This window comes from Acetobacter fabarum, from assembly GCF_022483405.1.
GTDB classification, from domain to species: domain Bacteria; phylum Pseudomonadota; class Alphaproteobacteria; order Acetobacterales; family Acetobacteraceae; genus Acetobacter; species Acetobacter fabarum.
Window position 1 is genome coordinate 215,054 of record NZ_JAKVNI010000001.1, and the last position, 18,082, is coordinate 233,135.

Annotated in this window: 14 protein-coding genes; 7 read left to right on the forward strand and 7 right to left on the reverse strand. The window is 59.5% G+C overall.

The genetic code is table 11. The features are described from left to right. Positions 1–42: 42 nt before the first annotated feature. The gene (locus tag LKE65_RS01095) at positions 43–1,380 is read right to left on the reverse strand and encodes a PQQ-dependent sugar dehydrogenase (RefSeq protein ID WP_278740098.1); all 1,338 of its coding nucleotides are present in this window, start codon (positions 1,378–1,380) and stop codon (positions 43–45) included. A gap of 221 nt (positions 1,381–1,601) precedes the next feature. Here LKE65_RS01095 and LKE65_RS01100 point away from each other — a divergent pair, with 221 nt between their 5' ends. Beyond that, positions 1,602–3,197: an L-lactate permease gene (locus tag LKE65_RS01100; RefSeq protein WP_165926066.1), complete on the forward strand. Its 1,596-nt coding sequence runs from the start codon at positions 1,602–1,604 to the stop codon at positions 3,195–3,197. A gap of 50 nt (positions 3,198–3,247) precedes the next feature. Here LKE65_RS01100 and LKE65_RS01105 read toward each other — a convergent pair whose 3' ends face one another. Next, positions 3,248–3,544 (reverse strand): putative quinol monooxygenase, encoded by a 297-nt coding sequence (locus tag LKE65_RS01105; protein ID WP_278740102.1) that lies wholly within the window; start codon positions 3,542–3,544, stop codon positions 3,248–3,250. Between the two features lie 258 nt (positions 3,545–3,802). Between LKE65_RS01105 and lgt the strand changes: the two genes are divergently transcribed. From lgt to LKE65_RS01125, 4 genes are read left to right on the forward strand one after another with little or no spacing between them, the layout of a single operon-like run. Next, entirely contained in the window at positions 3,803–4,651 is an 849-nt protein-coding gene (lgt, locus tag LKE65_RS01110; protein ID WP_086646226.1) for a prolipoprotein diacylglyceryl transferase, read from the forward strand. A gap of 50 nt (positions 4,652–4,701) precedes the next feature. Next, positions 4,702–5,688 (forward strand): class I SAM-dependent methyltransferase, encoded by a 987-nt coding sequence (locus tag LKE65_RS01115; protein ID WP_244896400.1) that lies wholly within the window; start codon positions 4,702–4,704, stop codon positions 5,686–5,688. Continuing rightward, positions 5,685–6,488, forward strand: a complete 804-nt coding sequence (gene pgeF, locus LKE65_RS01120; protein ID WP_278740104.1) for a peptidoglycan editing factor PgeF — start codon at positions 5,685–5,687, stop codon at positions 6,486–6,488. Before LKE65_RS01115 ends, pgeF begins: the two co-directional genes overlap by 4 nt. Then, entirely contained in the window at positions 6,485–7,456 is a 972-nt protein-coding gene (locus tag LKE65_RS01125; RefSeq protein WP_253528334.1) for a hypothetical protein, read from the forward strand. Before pgeF ends, LKE65_RS01125 begins: the two co-directional genes overlap by 4 nt. Before the next feature lie 64 nt (positions 7,457–7,520). Here LKE65_RS01125 and LKE65_RS01130 read toward each other — a convergent pair whose 3' ends face one another. The 5 genes from LKE65_RS01130 to LKE65_RS01150 all read right to left on the reverse strand — a co-directional run bounded on the left by LKE65_RS01130 (position 7,521) and on the right by LKE65_RS01150 (position 12,698). Then, positions 7,521–8,945: a lytic transglycosylase domain-containing protein gene (locus LKE65_RS01130; RefSeq protein ID WP_095349576.1), complete on the reverse strand. Its 1,425-nt coding sequence runs from the start codon at positions 8,943–8,945 to the stop codon at positions 7,521–7,523. Between the two features lie 337 nt (positions 8,946–9,282). Further along, positions 9,283–10,317, reverse strand: a complete 1,035-nt coding sequence (locus tag LKE65_RS01135) for a transporter (RefSeq protein ID WP_086646256.1) — start codon at positions 10,315–10,317, stop codon at positions 9,283–9,285. A 186-nt stretch (positions 10,318–10,503) separates the two neighbouring features. Further along, on the reverse strand, positions 10,504–10,782 hold the full coding sequence (locus LKE65_RS01140; protein WP_086646257.1) for a hypothetical protein: 279 nt from the start codon (positions 10,780–10,782) through the stop codon (positions 10,504–10,506). A 159-nt stretch (positions 10,783–10,941) separates the two neighbouring features. Beyond that, the gene (gene hisC / locus LKE65_RS01145) at positions 10,942–12,009 is read right to left on the reverse strand and encodes a histidinol-phosphate transaminase (protein ID WP_278740106.1); all 1,068 of its coding nucleotides are present in this window, start codon (positions 12,007–12,009) and stop codon (positions 10,942–10,944) included. Positions 12,010–12,125: 116 nt separating this feature from the next. Continuing rightward, entirely contained in the window at positions 12,126–12,698 is a 573-nt protein-coding gene (locus LKE65_RS01150; RefSeq protein ID WP_095349579.1) for an ankyrin repeat domain-containing protein, read from the reverse strand. 329 nt (positions 12,699–13,027) lie between these two features. Between LKE65_RS01150 and tkt the strand changes: the two genes are divergently transcribed. Both tkt and LKE65_RS01160 read left to right on the forward strand, forming a co-directional pair. After that, on the forward strand, positions 13,028–15,130 hold the full coding sequence (gene tkt, locus LKE65_RS01155) for a transketolase (protein WP_278740108.1): 2,103 nt from the start codon (positions 13,028–13,030) through the stop codon (positions 15,128–15,130). A gap of 87 nt (positions 15,131–15,217) precedes the next feature. Beyond that, on the forward strand, positions 15,218–18,073 hold the full coding sequence (locus LKE65_RS01160; protein WP_278740109.1) for a bifunctional transaldolase/phosoglucose isomerase: 2,856 nt from the start codon (positions 15,218–15,220) through the stop codon (positions 18,071–18,073). The last annotated feature ends 9 nt before the right edge of the window (positions 18,074–18,082 follow it).

Consider the following 18,082-nt stretch of genomic DNA (forward strand, 5'->3'; position numbering starts at 1 on the left):
CGCAAGGACACAAAAAACCAAACACGCCCCGCCCTGAACTGCTCAGGGCGCTTCGGTCACGCGCCAGATGGTATTCCCCACATCATCGGCAACAAGGAGCGCGCCATTCTGGTCAATGGCCACGCCCACAGGCCGCCCATGTACATGTTCCTGATCAGGGGTGAGGAAGCCTGTCAGCACCTCCTGTGCAGCGCCGTCGGGTTTGCCCGCGTTAAAGGGAATATAAATGACCCTGTAACCACTTTTTGGCCGCCGGTTCCAAGACCCGTGCTGCCCAACCATAACACCCTGACGCATGGCTTCAGGCAACAGCCGTGCGGTATCTGTAAATGTCAGGCCGAGGGATGCGGTATGCGGGCCGAGCGCATAATCAGGCACCAGTGCGGTAGCGACCAGATCGGGGCGTGGTGGGCTCACCCGCACATCCACATGCTGGCCGTAATAACTATAGGGCCAGCCGTAAAACCCTCCCTCCTGCACCGATGTCATGTAATCCGGCACAAGGTCACTGCCAATTTCATCACGTTCATTGACTGCCACCCATAAGGCACCTGTTTTGGGCTCCCACCCCATGCCATTCGGGTTACGCAAACCCGTTGCATATGGCTCCAGCTTTCCGGTTTGCAGGTCCAGCCTGTCAATCCGTGCGCGGCCGTCTTCCACCGCCATGCCGTGTTCGGCCACATTACTGTTGGAGCCGACGGTCACATATAAAAATCGCCCATCTGGGCTGGCCAGAATGTTTTTGGTCCAGTGGTGGTTATACCCTGCGGGCAGATCAGCCACTTTTACAGGTTCGGCCGTAATATGCGTATCCCCCGGATGGTAGGGGAATTTTACAATAGCATTGGCGTTTGCCACGTAAAGGTCATTCCCGACCAGCGCCATGCCAAATGGGGAGTAGAGATGGTCCAGCAGGACCGTTTGCAGTGTTGCTCTCCCCTGCCCTTTTTCATCACGCAGGAGCATAATCCTGTTGGGGCTGGGTTCCCCCGCGCCAACAGCCCCCATAACAAAACTGGCAATACGGTTCTTGAATGTTTGTATATCCGTTCCCGGAGAGTTGCTCTGGGCGACCAATACATCCCCATTGGGCAGGACATAGAGCCAACGCGGATGATCCAGCCCCGATGCAAAAGCCGCAACATCAAGCCCGGGGGCAGGAGTTGGGTGCTCCCCCTTGCCCCAACCTATGGGGTTGGCAATGTTAACCGTAGGCAACAGCCTTGGCGCAGGTGCGGGCAACTCGGGGGCAGGCCCCATACCCTGCTCCACAGCCAGCCTTGCCCGCTCTGTGCGGGAATACTGAACACCCCCACCAACCACGGCAGCCAACGCAACCAGCGCACCGCCCGCCACCCATATTCTTCGTGACCCCATAACTCCGCCCTCCGTACAACGCACAACACTTAATCCATGTTAACCCGAACGCAGCATGTGGCCGCGGGTTTGCACGGCAAAAACCGCACTCGCAGGCGGCTCGCAGGAACACCGTGCATGATATAACACGAAATTTTATTGCATCTTCACACAGGAGCACGCGTTACTTCAAACGCTCTCTCCATCACGAGAGAGGTACAACGCCTTGTTTGAGAACAATCATGTTCATACAGCCTCTTGCTCCTGTGGGTCACAGCCTGCTGCTTTCCTTTATTGTTGCAGCCTGCCCCATTCTTGTTACCCTGTTTCTTATGGGGGTTTTGCGCCGCCCAGCATGGCAGTCCTCCCTTGGGGGGCTGGCCGTGGGGCTGGTTATTGCCATTGGCCTATGGGGCCTGCCCCCTGCACTGGCTGTGGCCAGCATAACCAACGGTATGGTTTTTTCGCTGCTGCCGGTCATGTGGATCGCGCTGTGCGCCCTGCTGCTGTTTAACGTTGCCGTGCATAATGGTCGGTTTGATGCCTTCAGGGGCTGGATTATCCGGCATGTCCCCAATGACCGCCGCATAATCCTGATCGTGCTTGGCTTCTGCTTCAGCGCAGCGCTGGAAGGGGTTGCCGGGTTTGGCACACCCGTTGCCATTACAAGTGCGTTGCTGATCATGCTGGGCTTTCCCGCACTGGATGCGCTAACCTATGTGCTCATCTTCAATTCAGCACCCGTAGCTTTTGGGGGCCTGGGCATTCCCGTAACCGTGCTGGGCTCCATTACCGGGCTGCCGCCAGATGTGCTTGGTGCGACCATTGGCCGCCAGCTGACCCCCTTTGCCTGCCTTATTCCGTTTTATGTTATGGCGCTTTACGGTGGGTGGCGCTCCATACGGCAGACATGGCCCATTCTGCTTGTAGCTGGTGGAAGCTTTGCCCTGACCCTGCTCGTCATTTCCGGCGCGGGGCTGTACAGCCTGAGCAACGTGCTGTCTTCCAGCGTATCTCTTGTCGCCAGCATTGTGTTCCTGCGCTTCTGGCAGCCTGCGCCGGACCCGGCATATGCCATAGACCTTAGCCGGATCAACGCGGAAAAACCCGCCAACGCAGCCCCCGTGCCGCTCTGGCAGGGCTGGATTCCGTGGGTTACGGTTATTGCCGTTGTTATCGCGTGGGACGCACTGCACGTTGCCCGTATTGGCGCGCTGCCCATACACTGGCCGGGGCTGGACAATGCTGTTTTCATATCGCTGTACAAATCCGTTTATGCTGCGGTCTGGAAGTTTGAACCCCTTGGCACGGGCACGGCCATTCTGGTTTCCGCTATTCTGAGCGCCCTGCTCACCCGCACTACGTTGCGCCAGTTTGGTGCGGCCATTGTTACAACCGTGCGGCAGGCATGGCTGGCGGTTGTAACCGTAGCACTGACCATTGGTCTGGCGTTTTTAATGAACTATTCGGGCATGACCTACACGCTGGGCTATGCGGTATCTTCCACCGGCATGTTCTTCCCACTTGTTTCGGTCTTTCTGGGCTGGGTGGCTGTCTTCCTGACCGGGAGCGACACATCGGGCAATGCGCTCTTTGGCAACCTTCAGGTGGCTGCGGCCCACCAGCTCTCGCTTGATCCTGTTCTGTTTGCCTCGGCCAATTCCTCTGGCGGGGTCATGGGCAAGATGATCTCACCCCAGAACATTACTACCGGTGTATCCGTAACCTCACTCAAAGGGCAGGAGGGTGTTGTGCTGGCACGCACGTTCAAGCACAGCCTGTTCCTGACCTTCTGCATGGGGGTGCTGGTGGTTATCCAGCAGTTTGTCCTGCGTTAGTCACAACACCCGCGCTCCCTTTTGCCGGGGAGCGCGGGGGCTTTTTGGCTTCAGGCGACAGGTTGCAGAATATGCACCTGCAAGGGTGCTTCCAGCTTGCCTTCCAGTGCGGCAGCCAGTTGTTTGAAGTGCGGTGTTTCCATATGGTCAGCCAGAGCCTGCCGGCTGGCCCAGCGTTCAATAAAAATCAGTGTCTGCGGGTCATCCAGATCCCGGTTGGGCACATACTGGCGGTTTGTAGCCTCCGCGCGCGACGCAGGCGCACAGGCCGCCATGGCTTTTGCAACCGCATCCTCACAGCCCGCTTTGGTCTTGAGAATGGCAACGACCGTAATTTCATCGCTCATGGGTAAAAACCTTCTGTCTTCTCAAAAAGGGATAATACTGGGCATGATAGAAAACTGACACCGCCCTGACTACCAGCTTATTGCCCTGTTTTTGCGCGTTCAAATACGCTGCCGCGCATTTGCTGGGTTGGAGGGAACAGGCACGCCCTTTATAGTCCCGCCTAAGCCCCACCCCTTGGTGGGCCGGTTCCTGCTCTGGTCCACCCAAGCGCAGGCCGCCCCGACCTCTGGCCCCTCACGCACCGGATTGACCTTTCCATGCTTCCTGTTCTGATGTTTCCACAGTTCGACCCGGTGCTGGTGCATTTCGGGCCATTGGCCGTTCGCTGGTATGCGCTGTCTTATATTCTGGGCATTGTGCTGGGCATCATGCTGCTCCGTAAGCTGCTGGCCCTGCGCCCGCGGGCTGGCACAACAGAACTGGCGGATGACTTTTTAACATGGGTCACCATTGGCGTGCTTGTGGGAGGACGGCTTGGTTACGTGCTGTTCTACCAGCCCAGCTATTACCTCAGCCATCCGCTTTCCATACTGGAAGTGTGGCATGGGGGCATGTCCTTCCATGGGGGCGCGCTCGGGGTCATTACCGCCATGGTGCTGTTTACGTGGCGGTATAAGCTGAACTTTCTGGCTTTTGCAGACCGCGTGACCGTGGCTGTTCCCATCGGGCTGGGGCTGGGGCGTCTGGCCAACTTCATTAACGGGGAACTCTGGGGCCGCGAAGCCCCGGCAAGCCTGCCCTGGGCCATGATTTTCCCTACCGGGGGGCCAATCCCGCGCCATCCTTCCCAGCTTTATGAATCCCTGACCGAAGGGCTTTTGCTGTTTTTAATCCTGTTTACCGCATCCCGCCGTCTGTCGGTACGGGAACATCCCGGTTTTCTGGCTGGCATGTTTCTGGCAGGATATGGCTGTGCACGATCCTTTTGCGAGTTCTTTCGCGAGCCGGATTCCTTTCTCGGCTACCTGCCCGGCGGCATTACCATGGGGCAGCTGCTCTGCCTGCCCATGCTGGTCGCAGGCATTGGCCTGATGCTGTACGCCCGCCGCCAGCCCATTTACGTCGGCCTGCCCGACCCGCAAGATCAACCCGCTGAAAAAAACTGAACGGACCTATGGCACCACACATCTACCACGCAGAGCGACTTGACCACTTTATGGCACGGGTAAACGCCCAGTATTACGCCGAGACACCGTTCCTGTCGGACTTTATTACCGCGCCAGAAATTTCTCAGGTTTTTGGCGAACTGCTGGGTGCGTGGGCCATTACGGTGTGGCAGGGCATGGGCAGCCCCGCCAAGATCATTCTGGCCGAAGCAGGTCCAGGGCGGGGCACACTCATGGCCGATGCCCTGCGTGTCATCACCCGTCAGGCCCCTGCCATGGCGCAGGCGCTCAGTGTGCATCTGGTCGAAACATCCCCCCGGCTGCGGCAGGTGCAGGCAGAAATACTGCAGCCTTACACGCAGCCCGTGTGGCACAAACACGTCGAGGACATACCCGCAAGCCCCATGATCCTGCTGGCCAACGAGTTTCTGGACGCCCTGCCCGTGCGGCAGTTCATCCAGACCAGCACGGGCTGGCATGAGCATTATGTGGCCAACAAGACGCTGGAGTTGATCGCCTGCCCCCCGCCTACCCTGCCGGACAGCCGTGTACTCGAGCCCAATACGGTTGTGGAAGTCTGCGAACAGGCCCAGCATATTGTGCGTGGCCTTGCCCACAGGTTTACCCATTCCCCCGGTGTGGCGCTGTTTATTGACTATGGGCACAACACAAGCTCCACCGGGGATTCGCTTCAGGCGCTGCGCCATGCCCGCCCGACCCATCCGCTTCAGGCGGAGGAAGGTGAGGCAGACCTAACCACCCATGTCGATTTTACAGCCCTGCTGGCCGTAGCCCGCAAAGGTGAGGCCGCCACTTACGGGACCGAAGATCAGGGTGATTTTTTGCAGCATCTGGGCATTATGGAACGCACCGAGCAACTGGCACGCAACGCCGCACCACAGGATGCAGCCATGCTGCGTTCGGCCGCAAACCGGCTGGTCGCACCAGATAAAATGGGGCATCTGTTCAAGGTCATGGCGCTGGCCAGCCCCTCCCTGCCTACGCCTCCTGGCTTTACGAAAGGTCCGGTTGCATGAGCGGCTCCTCCACCACCCCCACTGGTCTGGCACCCCTGACCAGCCCCCTGCTGGGGCAAGCCCGGCATGGCTTTTTTACGCGTGAAGGCGGTGTGTCCAGCGGCCCATATACCAGCCTGAACTGCTCCACCCGATCAGGGGACAGCGCAGAAAATCTGGCACACAACCGCCAGCTTGTTGCCAGCCATATGGGTGTGCAGGCAGACTGCCTGCTGGGTGTAACACAGGTGCATGGCCCAGTGGTTGTGACGGCTACCAGCCCGTGGCCTGCCGGCACCGGCGCTGAGGCAGATGCACTGGTAACCAGCAACCCCGCACTGGCCATAGGGGTGATTACGGCAGACTGTGCCCCGGTCCTGTTCAGCACTGCACAGGGCACCGTTGTTGGCGCGGCCCATGCAGGCTGGCGCGGTGCATTAAGTGGCGTGCTGGAAGCAACAATAGAGGCCATGCTCCCCCTTGGTGCCGTGCGGGAAGATATACGCGCCGTAGTTGGCCCCTGCATTGCGCAGGAAAGCTATGAAACAGCCGAGGACATGCACACCGCCATTACAAGTGCTGACAAACAGGCTGCCCGTTTTTTTGCCCCCGGCAAACAGGCAGGCCATTACCAGTTTGATCTGGCCGGATGGTGTGTTTTTCGCCTGCAACGTGCAGGGCTCAAACATGTAGCCGCTCTGGGCGTGGATACACTGAGTGACGAGACACGTTTTTTCAGCCATCGGCGGCGCACGCTGGCGGGGGGCGGCCCCATTGGACACCAGATTTCTGTTATCGCCACGGGAACCCGTAACGGATGAAACGCCGCCAGCAGCCTTTACGCCTAGCCTTTTCCTGTTCTGCCCTGCTTTTGCTGGGCGGCTGTCTTGATGTGCCACACCCGTTTGCACATTCAGGCAAAAACGGGCCGGGACTGGCTGCCAATGCGCCCCCTGCACGGCTGGATGTACCCACCCCACCCAATGCCCTACTCTCCGACGCCAATGCCAGCCTGTGGGCCAAGGATGTCGCACAGGCACTCCTCCAGCAGACCATTCCAGCCATTGCCCAGCCCACACGCAAGGGGGATTGGTGGCTGAACATGCGGGCCGAACTGCGCAACGGGCAGGTTGTGCCCATTTATACGGTCATGACCCCCAAAAACACGGTTCGCGCCACGCAGGAGGGCCAGCCGGTTCCAGTGGAGCAATGGTCTGCGGGGGACGGGCCATTCTTCACGCTGGTTGCGCAGGATGCGGCAAGCCGAATTGCCGCGGTGCTGACGGGTATTCAGGCTGATGATATGGACAAGGACCCACACAGCCTTAAGCACCGGGCCGCGCGGGTGTATTTTACAGGCGTTACCGGCGCTCCGGGCGATGGCAACACATCACTGGCGCAAGCCTTTGCCGCCTCGTTCCGGGATAGTGAGGATACAATCCAAAACTCGGCCAAAAATGCCGACTTTATTGTAAGCACCACCGTAAAGCTCACGCCCGGCCCAGCTGGCACTACGGGGCACCCTCAGGAACATATCGAAATTGTCTGGCATGTTGTGGATGCAAACGGCAAGGAAGCCGGGGCCGCCACGCAACTACATGACATAGACGCCCATTCGCTCGACCAGTATTGGGGGGATGTGGCCGTAGCAGCAGCGCAGGAAGCCGCTGCCGCCACAAAGCAGATTATTGACCGTTATTCCGGCCGGGATAATGCCCCTCTTGCGGCCCCCGGCACATCCAAACCCGCCCCGGCAGCGCCTGCCACCACGCCCGCTCCGGCCGGTTAGAGCAAGGTAGTCCCGGCAGGCATAGTGCCTCGGCCCATACAGGCCAGAGGCCAGAAGCACCCGCCTAGAGGTGTGATTCAGGCGAAATCACAACGCACCCGCTCAGTTTGCGGCAGGCGCCCACTGCATCGGTATGCGACAGGTTGGTGAGACGCGCACGATACAGCCGCCCCTTTTTTGCCTGCACCACAGCAATTTGCACCCGTGCACCAGAGAGGGATGTGTTCTGGTGCTGTGCCCGCCCCGATGCCTGCTGCGCCAGAGCAGCGGAACCAAACGCGCCAACCTGAATAGCCCAGTTTCTGGCATCCACACCGCGTACCTTCCTGCTTAGCAAGGGGGCTGGTTCCGCATGCGCCATGGGGATCAGGCGTAAACTGCCCCCTTTGCGCCCATCCGCCACGCTTAGCCGGGCCGGTTCGGGATCAGACACACCCGATTCGGTCAGGGGCGCGGGAATATATGCGGGTTCATCTGTTTCCGCCTCCCCCGCCTGAGCAACCTGCACGGGTGTCTCTGGGGTAGTCTGCGCGGTTGCTCCCAGCCGTTTGGCCCATATGGCCCGTACATCCGATGGGCTTTCCGTCAGCCCATCCACTCTTGTTTTACGTGAAACAGGATGCCAGTCCTGCCCATAAGTGGCCGCGGGGGCACTGGCGGTATCTGCCGTATCATCCCCAATGGCGTCCGCCACCTGCACGGGCTGCATGCTCCCCTGCTGCCGGGCCGACCATGCAGCCTGTACAGCACTTATGCCGCCAGCATTCCGGCCAGCGCCATTGCCAACCGCCCTTTGTGTAAAGGAATCATGGCTGGCCACCTGCATATCGGCCTGAGAGCGATTGAGAGGTGAAATACCCACAATACGCCGCCCGATGGAGGCCACGTAATTCCGTGTCTCCCGCGGGAGGGTCCGGTTGCGGGTGATAAAATCTTCCAGACGTCCAGGGCCCGCATTATATGCGGCCAGAAAGCCGGGGGAGCCATAAACATCGTATAACTGCCGTAAATACGCAGTCCCCGCCATGATGTTATCGTGCGGTTCGTAGGCATCCCCACCCAGATTATACGCGGCGCGCATTTCATCATAGGTTGGGGGCATAAGCTGCATCAGGCCCATGGCACCGGGGCCGGATGTCACAAGCTGGCCGTCATGGAACAGCTTGCCGCCGGATTCCTGCTGGATAACGGCGCGCACCCACTCCTCTGGCACATCAAAGCGTTTGGAAGCTTCGCGGATATAAGGGCCCCACGGGTCTTCCGCCGGGCCGGGAGGCGCATAGTAGGACCGGGCATGAGCACGGTAGAACTCGGCTTCCTGCGCTATGGGAACATCCGTATCGCTTCCACCCGGCTGGCCAGCGCAGGCCGCCAGCACGGCCAGCAGCCCCAGAGCAAGCACACCCCTGATACCACGCCCAAACCTGATGGGGGCATTACGGGCGGCACAACAGTCTTGCATCCTGGAAAAGGGCTGTCTGCCTGTCATGCTGTTTTATCCATCCTTGCCGTGGCACAGGAAAACCGGCCGGTTCCATGCTCACTCCCGCATGCCCGGACCAGAAAATACGCCCATGTGTTTATACGGGCCATACCCCACATGCAAGAAAACGCTCCACCCGCGTTCAAGCGTTTTGTGGCAGAACCGGCTTTACTATGCGCAAACAACACGGACATGGCTATTTTTACCCATGGGCTGGCCAGAACATGCCAAAATCCCCAGCCGGAGACTGTGTTCTTCAACTTGGCTTATTTTATGGCACGCACACCCGCACGTAACAATTCTGATGCGTGTGGTTTGCCCTGCCACATGCCACCAGCAGCTTTTACAAAAAGCGAATAAACTTGAGCAAAAACCATGTTCCCATCATGATCAGAAAACACAGTCCACCCGCATCCACCGTGCCCCAGCGGCCATCGGTCAGGAACATCCCGCCCGTATTCATGCCAAAAAAGCCGGTGACCAGCGTTGCGGGGAGCATAAGAATGGTGCCCACGGTCAAAATATACAGCCGACGGTTGGTTTCTTCCGCCTGATTGGATGTCAGCTCGTCCTGCAAGGAACGGGCCCGGTCCTGAAGGGCCAGAAGGTCATCGAGCGCAGCATGAACCTGCCGGTGCGAGCGGTCCTTCAGGTCGTCCTCGGCCCATTCGGGCAGTTCCAGTTCTTCATCACGGAAAATACGGTCCACGGGGGCCAGTACCCGCCGCAGTTCCGTGGAACGGCGGCGCACCATACCCAGCAGGCCGCTCATACGGCCCAGATCCGTATCCCGGTCGAGCATCAGCAGCACATCTTCCGCCCGGTCAAGCTGGTCATCCAGCCGGGCAAAGTCACGCCGCAATGTATCTGCAAATTCCAGCAGGGCGCGGTCCACCACCTTGGCGGGGGAGCGGGGCACCAGCCCACGCTTGAGTTCGTGGAACACAACACCAAGGGCAGGAATAGGGTGGCGGCGGGTGGTGAGCAGCAGATCCGGCTCAAGGGCAAAACGCCACGTGCTGACGTTGCGATCATCATCGGTGGAGGTATCGTCAAACGCGGGGAGTGCGCCGAACACAATATCCCCCTCGTTTTCCAGCCGGGTGCTACGTTCCAGGTTGGTCAGAACCTGCCGCACTTCTTCCGGCAGGGAGGGAATGGTCTCGATCTGATGGCGGGACATGGTGTGGACAATATCAAAATGAAACCACGCCCAGCCTTCACCCTCGGCAAATTCGGGGGGGAAGTTCCCCGTTGTCAGGCGGTGGACCACCACATCGCGCTCAAGCTCCTGCGGCTCCTGACCGGGGCGGCAGTAAATGGCCCAGACCAGACCATCACGCAGCAGGGTTCCCCCTTCAGAAAGCAGATCGGTCAGTTGAGACAAGGTGGTTCCAGCCAATTCCGATCTCCCTGCTCTGCTAATCTGTTATGGGGGGTTTTTCCAATGCACCGCAAACCATCTGATTCTGCGATAATAAAGACGTCAAGCAAACGCTATAACACGCACAAGCCACACAAAAAGGGGAGAGGTCAACCACCTCTCCCCTTTCTGGCTCATTATTTAAAGAGACCGTATTGTTGGCCGCCGTGGTGCGTTCCCCCGCTCCTGCCGGGGGCGGGCAGTGCCGCTGGGCCGGTTGTTGGATTTGAGAACAGGAGCCGCCGTAAGCTCGGCCTCAAGCTGGGCAATGCGTTTGCGCACACTCTCCTTGAGTGCAGGAGATGTGTGGGACTTCATGGCAGCCAGCGTTTCCTTCAGGTCACGCAGCTGCTTCTGTTTTTCCGGCAGGGAGCGCCGGATTGGCTGGTTATCAGACATCTGGCCGCGAAAAGCGCGCATGAACAGACCCTCCATCAAATCAAGACCGTGCGACGGGGTCGCAGCACGGTTTATGTCTTAAAAATTTAATACCTGACCGCCTTGCCAAACCCACCGCGCACACTGCGCGGCACAGGCCCGGGCAAGGCTGTAACGGCTGGGCGAATGACCAGACAGTTTTTACGAATTGCGAAGAACACTGTCGCGCAACACATCAAGCAAGGCCTGACACTGCTCTTGCGTTCCCACCGTAACGCGCAACCACGCCATTGTGCGTTCACCCTTGAGGTGGCGGACAAGAATGGCCCGGGCTCTCAACTGCGCCGCGAGTTCTCCTGCATCACGATCGGGATGCCGAGTGTAAACAAAGTTTGCCATGGACGGCAAGACTTCAAAACCAAGTCCACGCAGTCCTTCGCTCAGCATCGTACGGCTGTCCATAACCCGCTGCACGCTTTTGGCAAACCAGTCCTCATCCTTAACAGAGGCCAGAGCCCCCGCCTGTGCCAGACGGTCCAGCGGGTACGAGTTAAAGCTGTCCTTGACCCGCACCAGTGCCTCAATCAGATCAGGCTGCCCAAAGGCAAAACCCACCCGAGCCCCTGCCAACGCGCGGGATTTGGAAAAAGTCTGCACAACCAGCAGGTTAGGATAATCGCGGACCAGTTCCACCGCACTCTGTGCGCCAAAATCCACATAGGCTTCATCGACCAGCACCACCCGCTCGGGGTGCATGTCCAGCAACTGGCGTATGGCATCCAGCCCCAGAGCAATACCTGTTGGCGCATTGGGGTTGGCAATGACCACGCCACTGCATGGGCCGGTGTAATCCTCCACCGCAATGCCCATATCCGCACGCAATGGCACCATACGGTAAGGCAGTTTGTACAGCCCACAGTAAACCTTGTAAAAACTGTAGCTGACATCGGGGAAGAGCAGCGGGCCCCCGTGTGCAAACAGAGCCTGAAAAGCGTGGGCCAGCACCTCGTCCGAACCATTACCAACAAACACATGGTCCGCACCCAGCCCCACACGCTGGCCCAGCGCCGTGCGCAGTGCCAAGGCTTCCGGGTCGGGGTAAAGGCGCAGGGTGTCATTGGTAGCGGCCTTTATGGCCTCCAGCGCACGGGGGGATGGGCCATAGGGCGATTCATTGGTGTTCAGCTTGATCAGATTGGCAATTTTTGGCTGCTCACCCGGCACGTAAGGCGTAAGGGTGTGAACAAGAGGGCTCCAGAAACGGCTCATTCCGATCATTCCATGCACATAAGTTGAACGGCCTGCGCTGGCAGGCCGTTGCTCAAAAAAGCTCAGTCAAAAAATCAGGCGCGGCACAGCCTTGCAGCAGTACCCCTGCATCAGGCTCAGGCGGAAACGCCTACCGCTTTTTTCAGGTCCTGCAACAATGCGCCATTGCCCTGCCGCTGGGCCAGGTCCAGGGCATTCAGCCCCTCACCATCACGCAGCAGCACATTGGCCCGCGCCCCAAGCAGCACACGGGCAACATCGTCCCGCCCGAACATGACCGCAAACATAAGCGGCGTGCGGCCTACGGCATTGGCGGCATCTACCTCGGCACCGGCGGCAAGCAGCATGCTCACCAAGGCAACATCCCCTTTAAACGCCACACCCGAAAGGGCGGTGGAGCCTTTTTCATCCTTCAGGTTCGGGTCCGCGCCACGGTCCAGCAGCACGCGCACGGCGTCCGTGTGCCCGTTATAGGCCGCCAGAATAAGGGGGGTGTACCCTTTTTCCATCCTGAGATTCGGGTCCATGCCAGCTTCAAGGAAGCGGGCCAGCAGGTCCGCATCCCCTTCTCTGGCTGCGTTAATGAACAGGGCTTCCACCTGCTCACGCGTAAAAGCCTGCCCGCCTTCTCCGGCTGCCGGATTGGCGGGGGCCTGCTCGGACTGTGTCCGTGTAGACTCTTCTGTCATGGCTGACCTCCGGAAAAAACGGTTTATCCTGATCAGGGCAACGTCCTGCCCTGCGCGATTGTTCCATTTTGTCACATTGCCTACCCACCGCAAAGCAACTTGTTGGCATATGGCGGGCGGGGAACATGGCAGAATAACAACTCTTTTGATATAATGGGTTGAACTGGATAACTCCGCAAGGGTTCCGCTCCCGGCAAGCTCGTCTCTTGCCGAAAAATGCAGAACCGTGGAATTGTGCAAAAACGTTTTTTAATGGGGCCTCGTGCGCAGGCCCCAACCCTATATTTGCGGGCTTTGGCACTAAAGCCCAGCTGGAGGACAGGCCCGCTATGCGCGTTTCTTTTTCTACCCCCCTGCGTGCACCTGCCGGGGCAGAAGCCGGTAGAGTGAACAGCCCCGATACGCTGTGCATCAACACCATCCGCACTCTGGTGATGGATGCCGTGCAGAACGCCAATTCCGGGCACCCCGGGGCCGCCATGTCCATGGCCCCCATTGCTTACACCCTGTGGCAGAACACCCTGAATTACGACCCCACTGCCCCGCTCTGGCCCAACCGTGACCGCTTTGTGCTGTCCATCGGCCATGCCTCCATGCTGCTTTACGCGCTTATTCATGTTGCAGGCATCCGGCAGGTTACCAACGGCAAGGTTACGGATGAACCCGCCCTGAGCGTGGAAGACCTCCGCCAGTTCCGCCAGTTTGGTTCCAAAACTCCCGGCCACCCCGAATACGGCCACACAACGGGGGTGGAAACCACAACAGGGCCGCTAGGCGCCGGCTGTGGCAATTCCGTAGGCATGGCCATTGCCGAAAAATGGCTGGCCGCGCGCTACAACATGCCCGGCTTTACGCTGTTCGACCACCATGTGTACACCCTGTGCGGGGATGGAGACATGATGGAAGGCGTATCCAGCGAGGCCGCCTCCCTTGCCGCACACCTGGAACTGGGCAACCTGACATGGATCTATGATTCCAACCGGATTTCCATCGAAGGCTCGACCGATGTTGCGTTTACCGAAAACGTAGCCGAACGCTTTGCCGCCTATGGCTGGCAGGTGCTTGAGCTCAAGGACGCCAACGACACAGCCGCTTTTGCAGAACTTCTGGCCCAGTCCCGCGCCCAGACCAGCAAACCAACCCTGATTATTGCGCACTCGGTTATTGCATGGGGTGCCCCGCACAAGGCGGGCAAGGCCTCCGCCCATGGTGAACCGCTGGGTGCGGAAGAAGTGCGCGAAACCAAAAAGTTCCTCAACTGGCCCGAAGACAGCAGCTTTGCCGTGCCTGATGCCGTTCTGCCGCACATGCGCGCAGGGCTTGGCGCGCGCGGGCTGGCCGCACGCACGGCATGGGAAAAACTGTTCGCGGACTACCGCACCGCCCACCCGGAAAAAGCGGGCGAACTGGACGCCATTTTCAGCGGCACCCTGCCCGAAGGCTGGGATGCGGATATTCCGCTTTACCCGACAGACGCCAAGGGCACCGCTTCGCGCGCCAGTTCGGGCGAAGTGCTGAACGCCGTTGCAGGCCGCCTGCCGTGGCTGCTGGGTGGTTCGGCCGATCTGGCCCCCTCCACCAAAACGCTGCTCAAGGGGCAGGAGAGTTTTCAGCCTGCCAAATGGGGTGGCAGCTATGCTGGCCGCAACTTCCATTTTGGTGTGCGTGAACATGCCATGGGCGCCATTGTAAATGGCATGGCCCTGTATGGCCTACGCCCATATGGTGCAGGGTTCCTGATCTTTTCGGACTACATGAAGGCCCCTATCCGCCTGTCCGCCCTTATGGGGCTGCCAGTGACCTATATTTTCACCCACGATTCCATTGGCGTGGGCGAGGACGGGCCAACTCACCAGCCAATTGAGCAACTGGTGCAACTGCGTGCAACCCCCGGCCTGACCACCCTGCGCCCGGCAGATGCCAACGAAGTTGCCGAGGCTTGGCGCTACCTTATTGCCAACCGCTCCGGCCCTGCAGCACTGGCCCTGAGCCGCCAGAACCTGCCGACACTGGACCGCACACGCTATGCCCCGGCCTCTGGTCTGGCAAAAGGTGCTTACGTGCTGGCCAGCAGCGAACAGACCCCCCGGGTGATCCTGATCGCAACCGGCAGCGAACTTTCGCTGGCGGTCGAAGCGTATGAAACCCTGAGTGCCCAAGGCGTGCCCGCCCGCGTGGTTTCCATGCCAAGCTGGGAACTGTTTGAAGCGCAGCCACAATCTTACCGCGAAAGCGTTCTACCTTCCGCCGTTACGGGGCGCGTGGTGGTAGAAGCGGGCTCCCCCATTGGGTGGGACCGTTACGCTGGCCCCACCGGCACCATTATTGCCATGAACGGCTTTGGCGCGTCTGGCCCGGCCAGCCAGCTGCTCAAGCACTTCGGCTTTACGGTGGATGCTGTTGTAGACGCCGCCCGCAAACAGGCAGGCTGAACCAGACAGCCCCTCTGGCGTAACGGTTACAGGACTAAAGCCCGGCTACTGCCAAACAGCAGCCGGGCAGGATAAGGATATGCACGTATGACCGCCTCTGTGCCAACAGGCAGCAACCCATTACAGGCCCTGGCCACGGTCCATCAGTCCCCCTGGCTGGACTTTATCCGCCGCTCCTTTGTGGAAGACGGCTCGCTGGCCAAACTGGTGCACAGTGGCGACATACGCGGCGTAACCTCCAACCCGGCCATCTTCCAGAAAGCCATGGGAGAAGGCACGGAATATGACCCGCAGATACGCGATATTCTGGCACATGAAACACTCTCCCCCGGCGCTCTGTACGAGCGGCTTGCCGTAGCCGACATTCAGGCCGCAGCCCATGTTCTGGCCCCTGTTTACGAGCAGACCAAAGGCCGCGACGGGTTTGTAAGCCTTGAAGTGTCCCCCTATCTGGCGCGGGACGAGGCCGGGACTGCGCATGAGGCAAAACGGCTGTGGGCAGATGTAAACGCCCCGAACCTGATGATCAAAATCCCTGCAACACCGCAGAGCATTCCGGCCATCCGCCAGAGCATTGCTGCAGGGATTAACGTTAACGTCACGCTCATTTTCTCACTCGCAGCTTATGCGGATGTGGTGGAAGCATGGCTGAGCGGGCTGGAAGACCTCAAGGCCCGCGGGGGGGATCTGTCCCGCGTGGCCTCTGTGGCCTCGTTCTTTGTCAGCCGGATTGATGGCAAGATTGACGCCGTCATAGACCAGCGGACCAAAGCAGCGGACAAGGACGCAGAGCACCTTAAAAGCCTGCGCGGCAAGGTTGCCATAGCCAACGCCAAAATGGCCTATGCCTACTGGCAGAACATCATGCAGACCCCGCGCTGGAAAGCTCTGGAAGAAGCCGGGGCACAGACCCAGCGCCTGCTATGGGCTTCCACCGGCACCAAGGACAAAACCTATAGCGATGTGCTGTACGTGGACACGCTTATCGGCCCGCAGACAGTCAACACCCTGCCCCCTGCCACCATGGATGCCTTCCGCGACCACGGTACGGTCAGCGAAAGCCTGACACAGGGCGTGGCCGAAGCCCGCAAGGTGATGGAAGAGGCCGAACGCCTTGGCCTTGATCTGGATGGCGTAACCACCACGCTGCTCAATGAAGGTGTGAGTGCATTTGAAGATGCGTTTGACGCCCTCCTTGGTTCCGTTGCCGCCAAACAGATCGCCCTGATGGGCAACAAGCTGACCACGTCCAAAGCCAACCTGCCAGCCGACCTGCAAACGGCGCTGGATACGGGGCTGGAAGCATGGCGCAAGGATGGCACCATCCGCCGGCTGTGGCGCAAGGATGCCTCCGTCTGGACCGGCAATTCCGAATCCGACTGGCTGAACTGGCTGGATGTTGTGGACGAACGGCTGGCCCATGTGGACGAGCTGGAAGCGTTTCAGGCCGAGGTCAAGGCGCGCGGTTTCAAGCAGGTGCTGCTGATGGGCATGGGCGGCTCCAGCATGGGGCCGGAAGTGCTGGCCATGACTTTTGGCAAGCATGAAGGCTTTGGCCACCTGTACGTTCTGGACAGCACGGACCCGCAGCAGGTTGCGGCCTTTGAGCGCAAGATAGACCCCGAGCACACGCTGTTTATTGTTGCCTCCAAATCCGGCAGCACGCTTGAGCCCAATATTATGCTGTCCTATTTTCAGGATCTGGCCAAGCGCGCCCTCAAGGATAAAGCGGGCGCGCATTTTGTAGCCATTACAGACCCCGGCTCCAAACTGGAGGCACTGGCCCGGCAGGAAGGGTTCTGGAAGGTTTTTGCAGGTGACCCCAAAATTGGCGGGCGCTATTCCATTCTCTCCAACTTCGGGCTTGTGCCAGCGGCTGCCGCCGGTGTGCCCATCCGCCTGTTTTTGGAAGATGCCCTGCGTGGCGTACGCCTGTGCGATGCCAGCGTGCCGCCCGCGTTCAACCCCGGTGTGCAGCTTGGCACACTTATGGGCGTTGCCGCTCAGGCACTGGGCCGTGACAAGCTGAGCATTATTGCCACACCCCAGATTGCAAGCTTTGGTGCATGGCTGGAGCAACTGGTGGCAGAATCCACCGGCAAGCACGGCAAGGGCATTATTCCGGTTGATAACGAAACTCTGGGTGGTCCCAGCCGCTATGGCCACGACCGGCTGTTTGTTTACCTGCGTCTGGCCCCCGAACACCGGCATGAGCAGGATGAAGCCATTGCAACCCTGATCGAAGCCGGGCAGCCGGTGCTGACCATCACCTTGCACAACAAGCGCCAGATTGCGCAGGAGTTCTTCCGCTGGGAGGTGGCAACCGCTGTTGCCGGGGCTTTTCTGGGCATAGACCCGTTTGACCAGCCCGATGTGGAATCCACAAAAATCGAAACCCGCAAGCTGACCGCAGCTTACGAACAGACCGGCATGCTGCCTGCGCAGGCTCCGTTTGCCGAATTTGGGCCTCTAGCCTTTTATACGGACCCCACCAACGCCGCTGCCGTAAAGGCCGAGAGCGCCTGTGGTGTTCTCAAGGCCCATTTTGACCGCGTAAAACCGGGTGACTACGTGGCCCTGCTCGCCTTTATCGAGCGTAACCGCGAAACGGCAGAATGGCTCCAGCACATCCGCCTGCATGTGCGTGATGCCAAAACCATTGCCACCTCAACAGGTTTTGGGCCGCGCTTCCTCCACTCCACAGGGCAGGCTTATAAAGGTGGCCCCAATACAGGGGTGTTCCTCCAGATTACGGCAGACAATGCGCGTGACCTGCCCGTGCCCGGCACCAGCTACACGTTTGGCGTGGTCAAGGCCGCACAGGCCCGTGGTGATTTTGACGTGCTGAGCGAGCGCAAACGCCGCGCCCTGCGCGTGCATATCCGTGGCAATCTCAAGGAAGGGCTTGCAGCACTGGCCTCCGCCCTGCATGACGCCCTGTAATAAAGACTG

Bases quoted from the DNA above. Each gene is read 5' to 3' on its own strand.
- LKE65_RS01095 (WP_278740098.1), bottom strand. From the start codon at position 1,380: ATGGGGTCACGAAGAATATGGGTGGCGGGCGGTGCGCTGGTTGCGTTG.
- LKE65_RS01100 (WP_165926066.1), top strand. From the start codon at position 1,602: ATGTTCATACAGCCTCTTGCTCCTGTGGGTCACAGCCTGCTGCTTTCC.
- LKE65_RS01105 (WP_278740102.1), bottom strand. From the start codon at position 3,544: ATGAGCGATGAAATTACGGTCGTTGCCATTCTCAAGACCAAAGCGGGC.
- lgt (WP_086646226.1), top strand. From the start codon at position 3,803: ATGCTTCCTGTTCTGATGTTTCCACAGTTCGACCCGGTGCTGGTGCAT.
- LKE65_RS01115 (WP_244896400.1), top strand. From the start codon at position 4,702: ATGGCACGGGTAAACGCCCAGTATTACGCCGAGACACCGTTCCTGTCG.
- pgeF (WP_278740104.1), top strand. From the start codon at position 5,685: ATGAGCGGCTCCTCCACCACCCCCACTGGTCTGGCACCCCTGACCAGC.
- LKE65_RS01125 (WP_253528334.1), top strand. From the start codon at position 6,485: ATGAAACGCCGCCAGCAGCCTTTACGCCTAGCCTTTTCCTGTTCTGCC.
- LKE65_RS01130 (WP_095349576.1), bottom strand. From the start codon at position 8,945: ATGACAGGCAGACAGCCCTTTTCCAGGATGCAAGACTGTTGTGCCGCC.
- LKE65_RS01140 (WP_086646257.1), bottom strand. From the start codon at position 10,782: ATGCGCGCTTTTCGCGGCCAGATGTCTGATAACCAGCCAATCCGGCGC.
- hisC (WP_278740106.1), bottom strand. From the start codon at position 12,009: ATGAGCCGTTTCTGGAGCCCTCTTGTTCACACCCTTACGCCTTACGTG.
- LKE65_RS01150 (WP_095349579.1), bottom strand. From the start codon at position 12,698: ATGACAGAAGAGTCTACACGGACACAGTCCGAGCAGGCCCCCGCCAAT.
- tkt (WP_278740108.1), top strand. From the start codon at position 13,028: ATGCGCGTTTCTTTTTCTACCCCCCTGCGTGCACCTGCCGGGGCAGAA.
- LKE65_RS01160 (WP_278740109.1), top strand. From the start codon at position 15,218: ATGACCGCCTCTGTGCCAACAGGCAGCAACCCATTACAGGCCCTGGCC.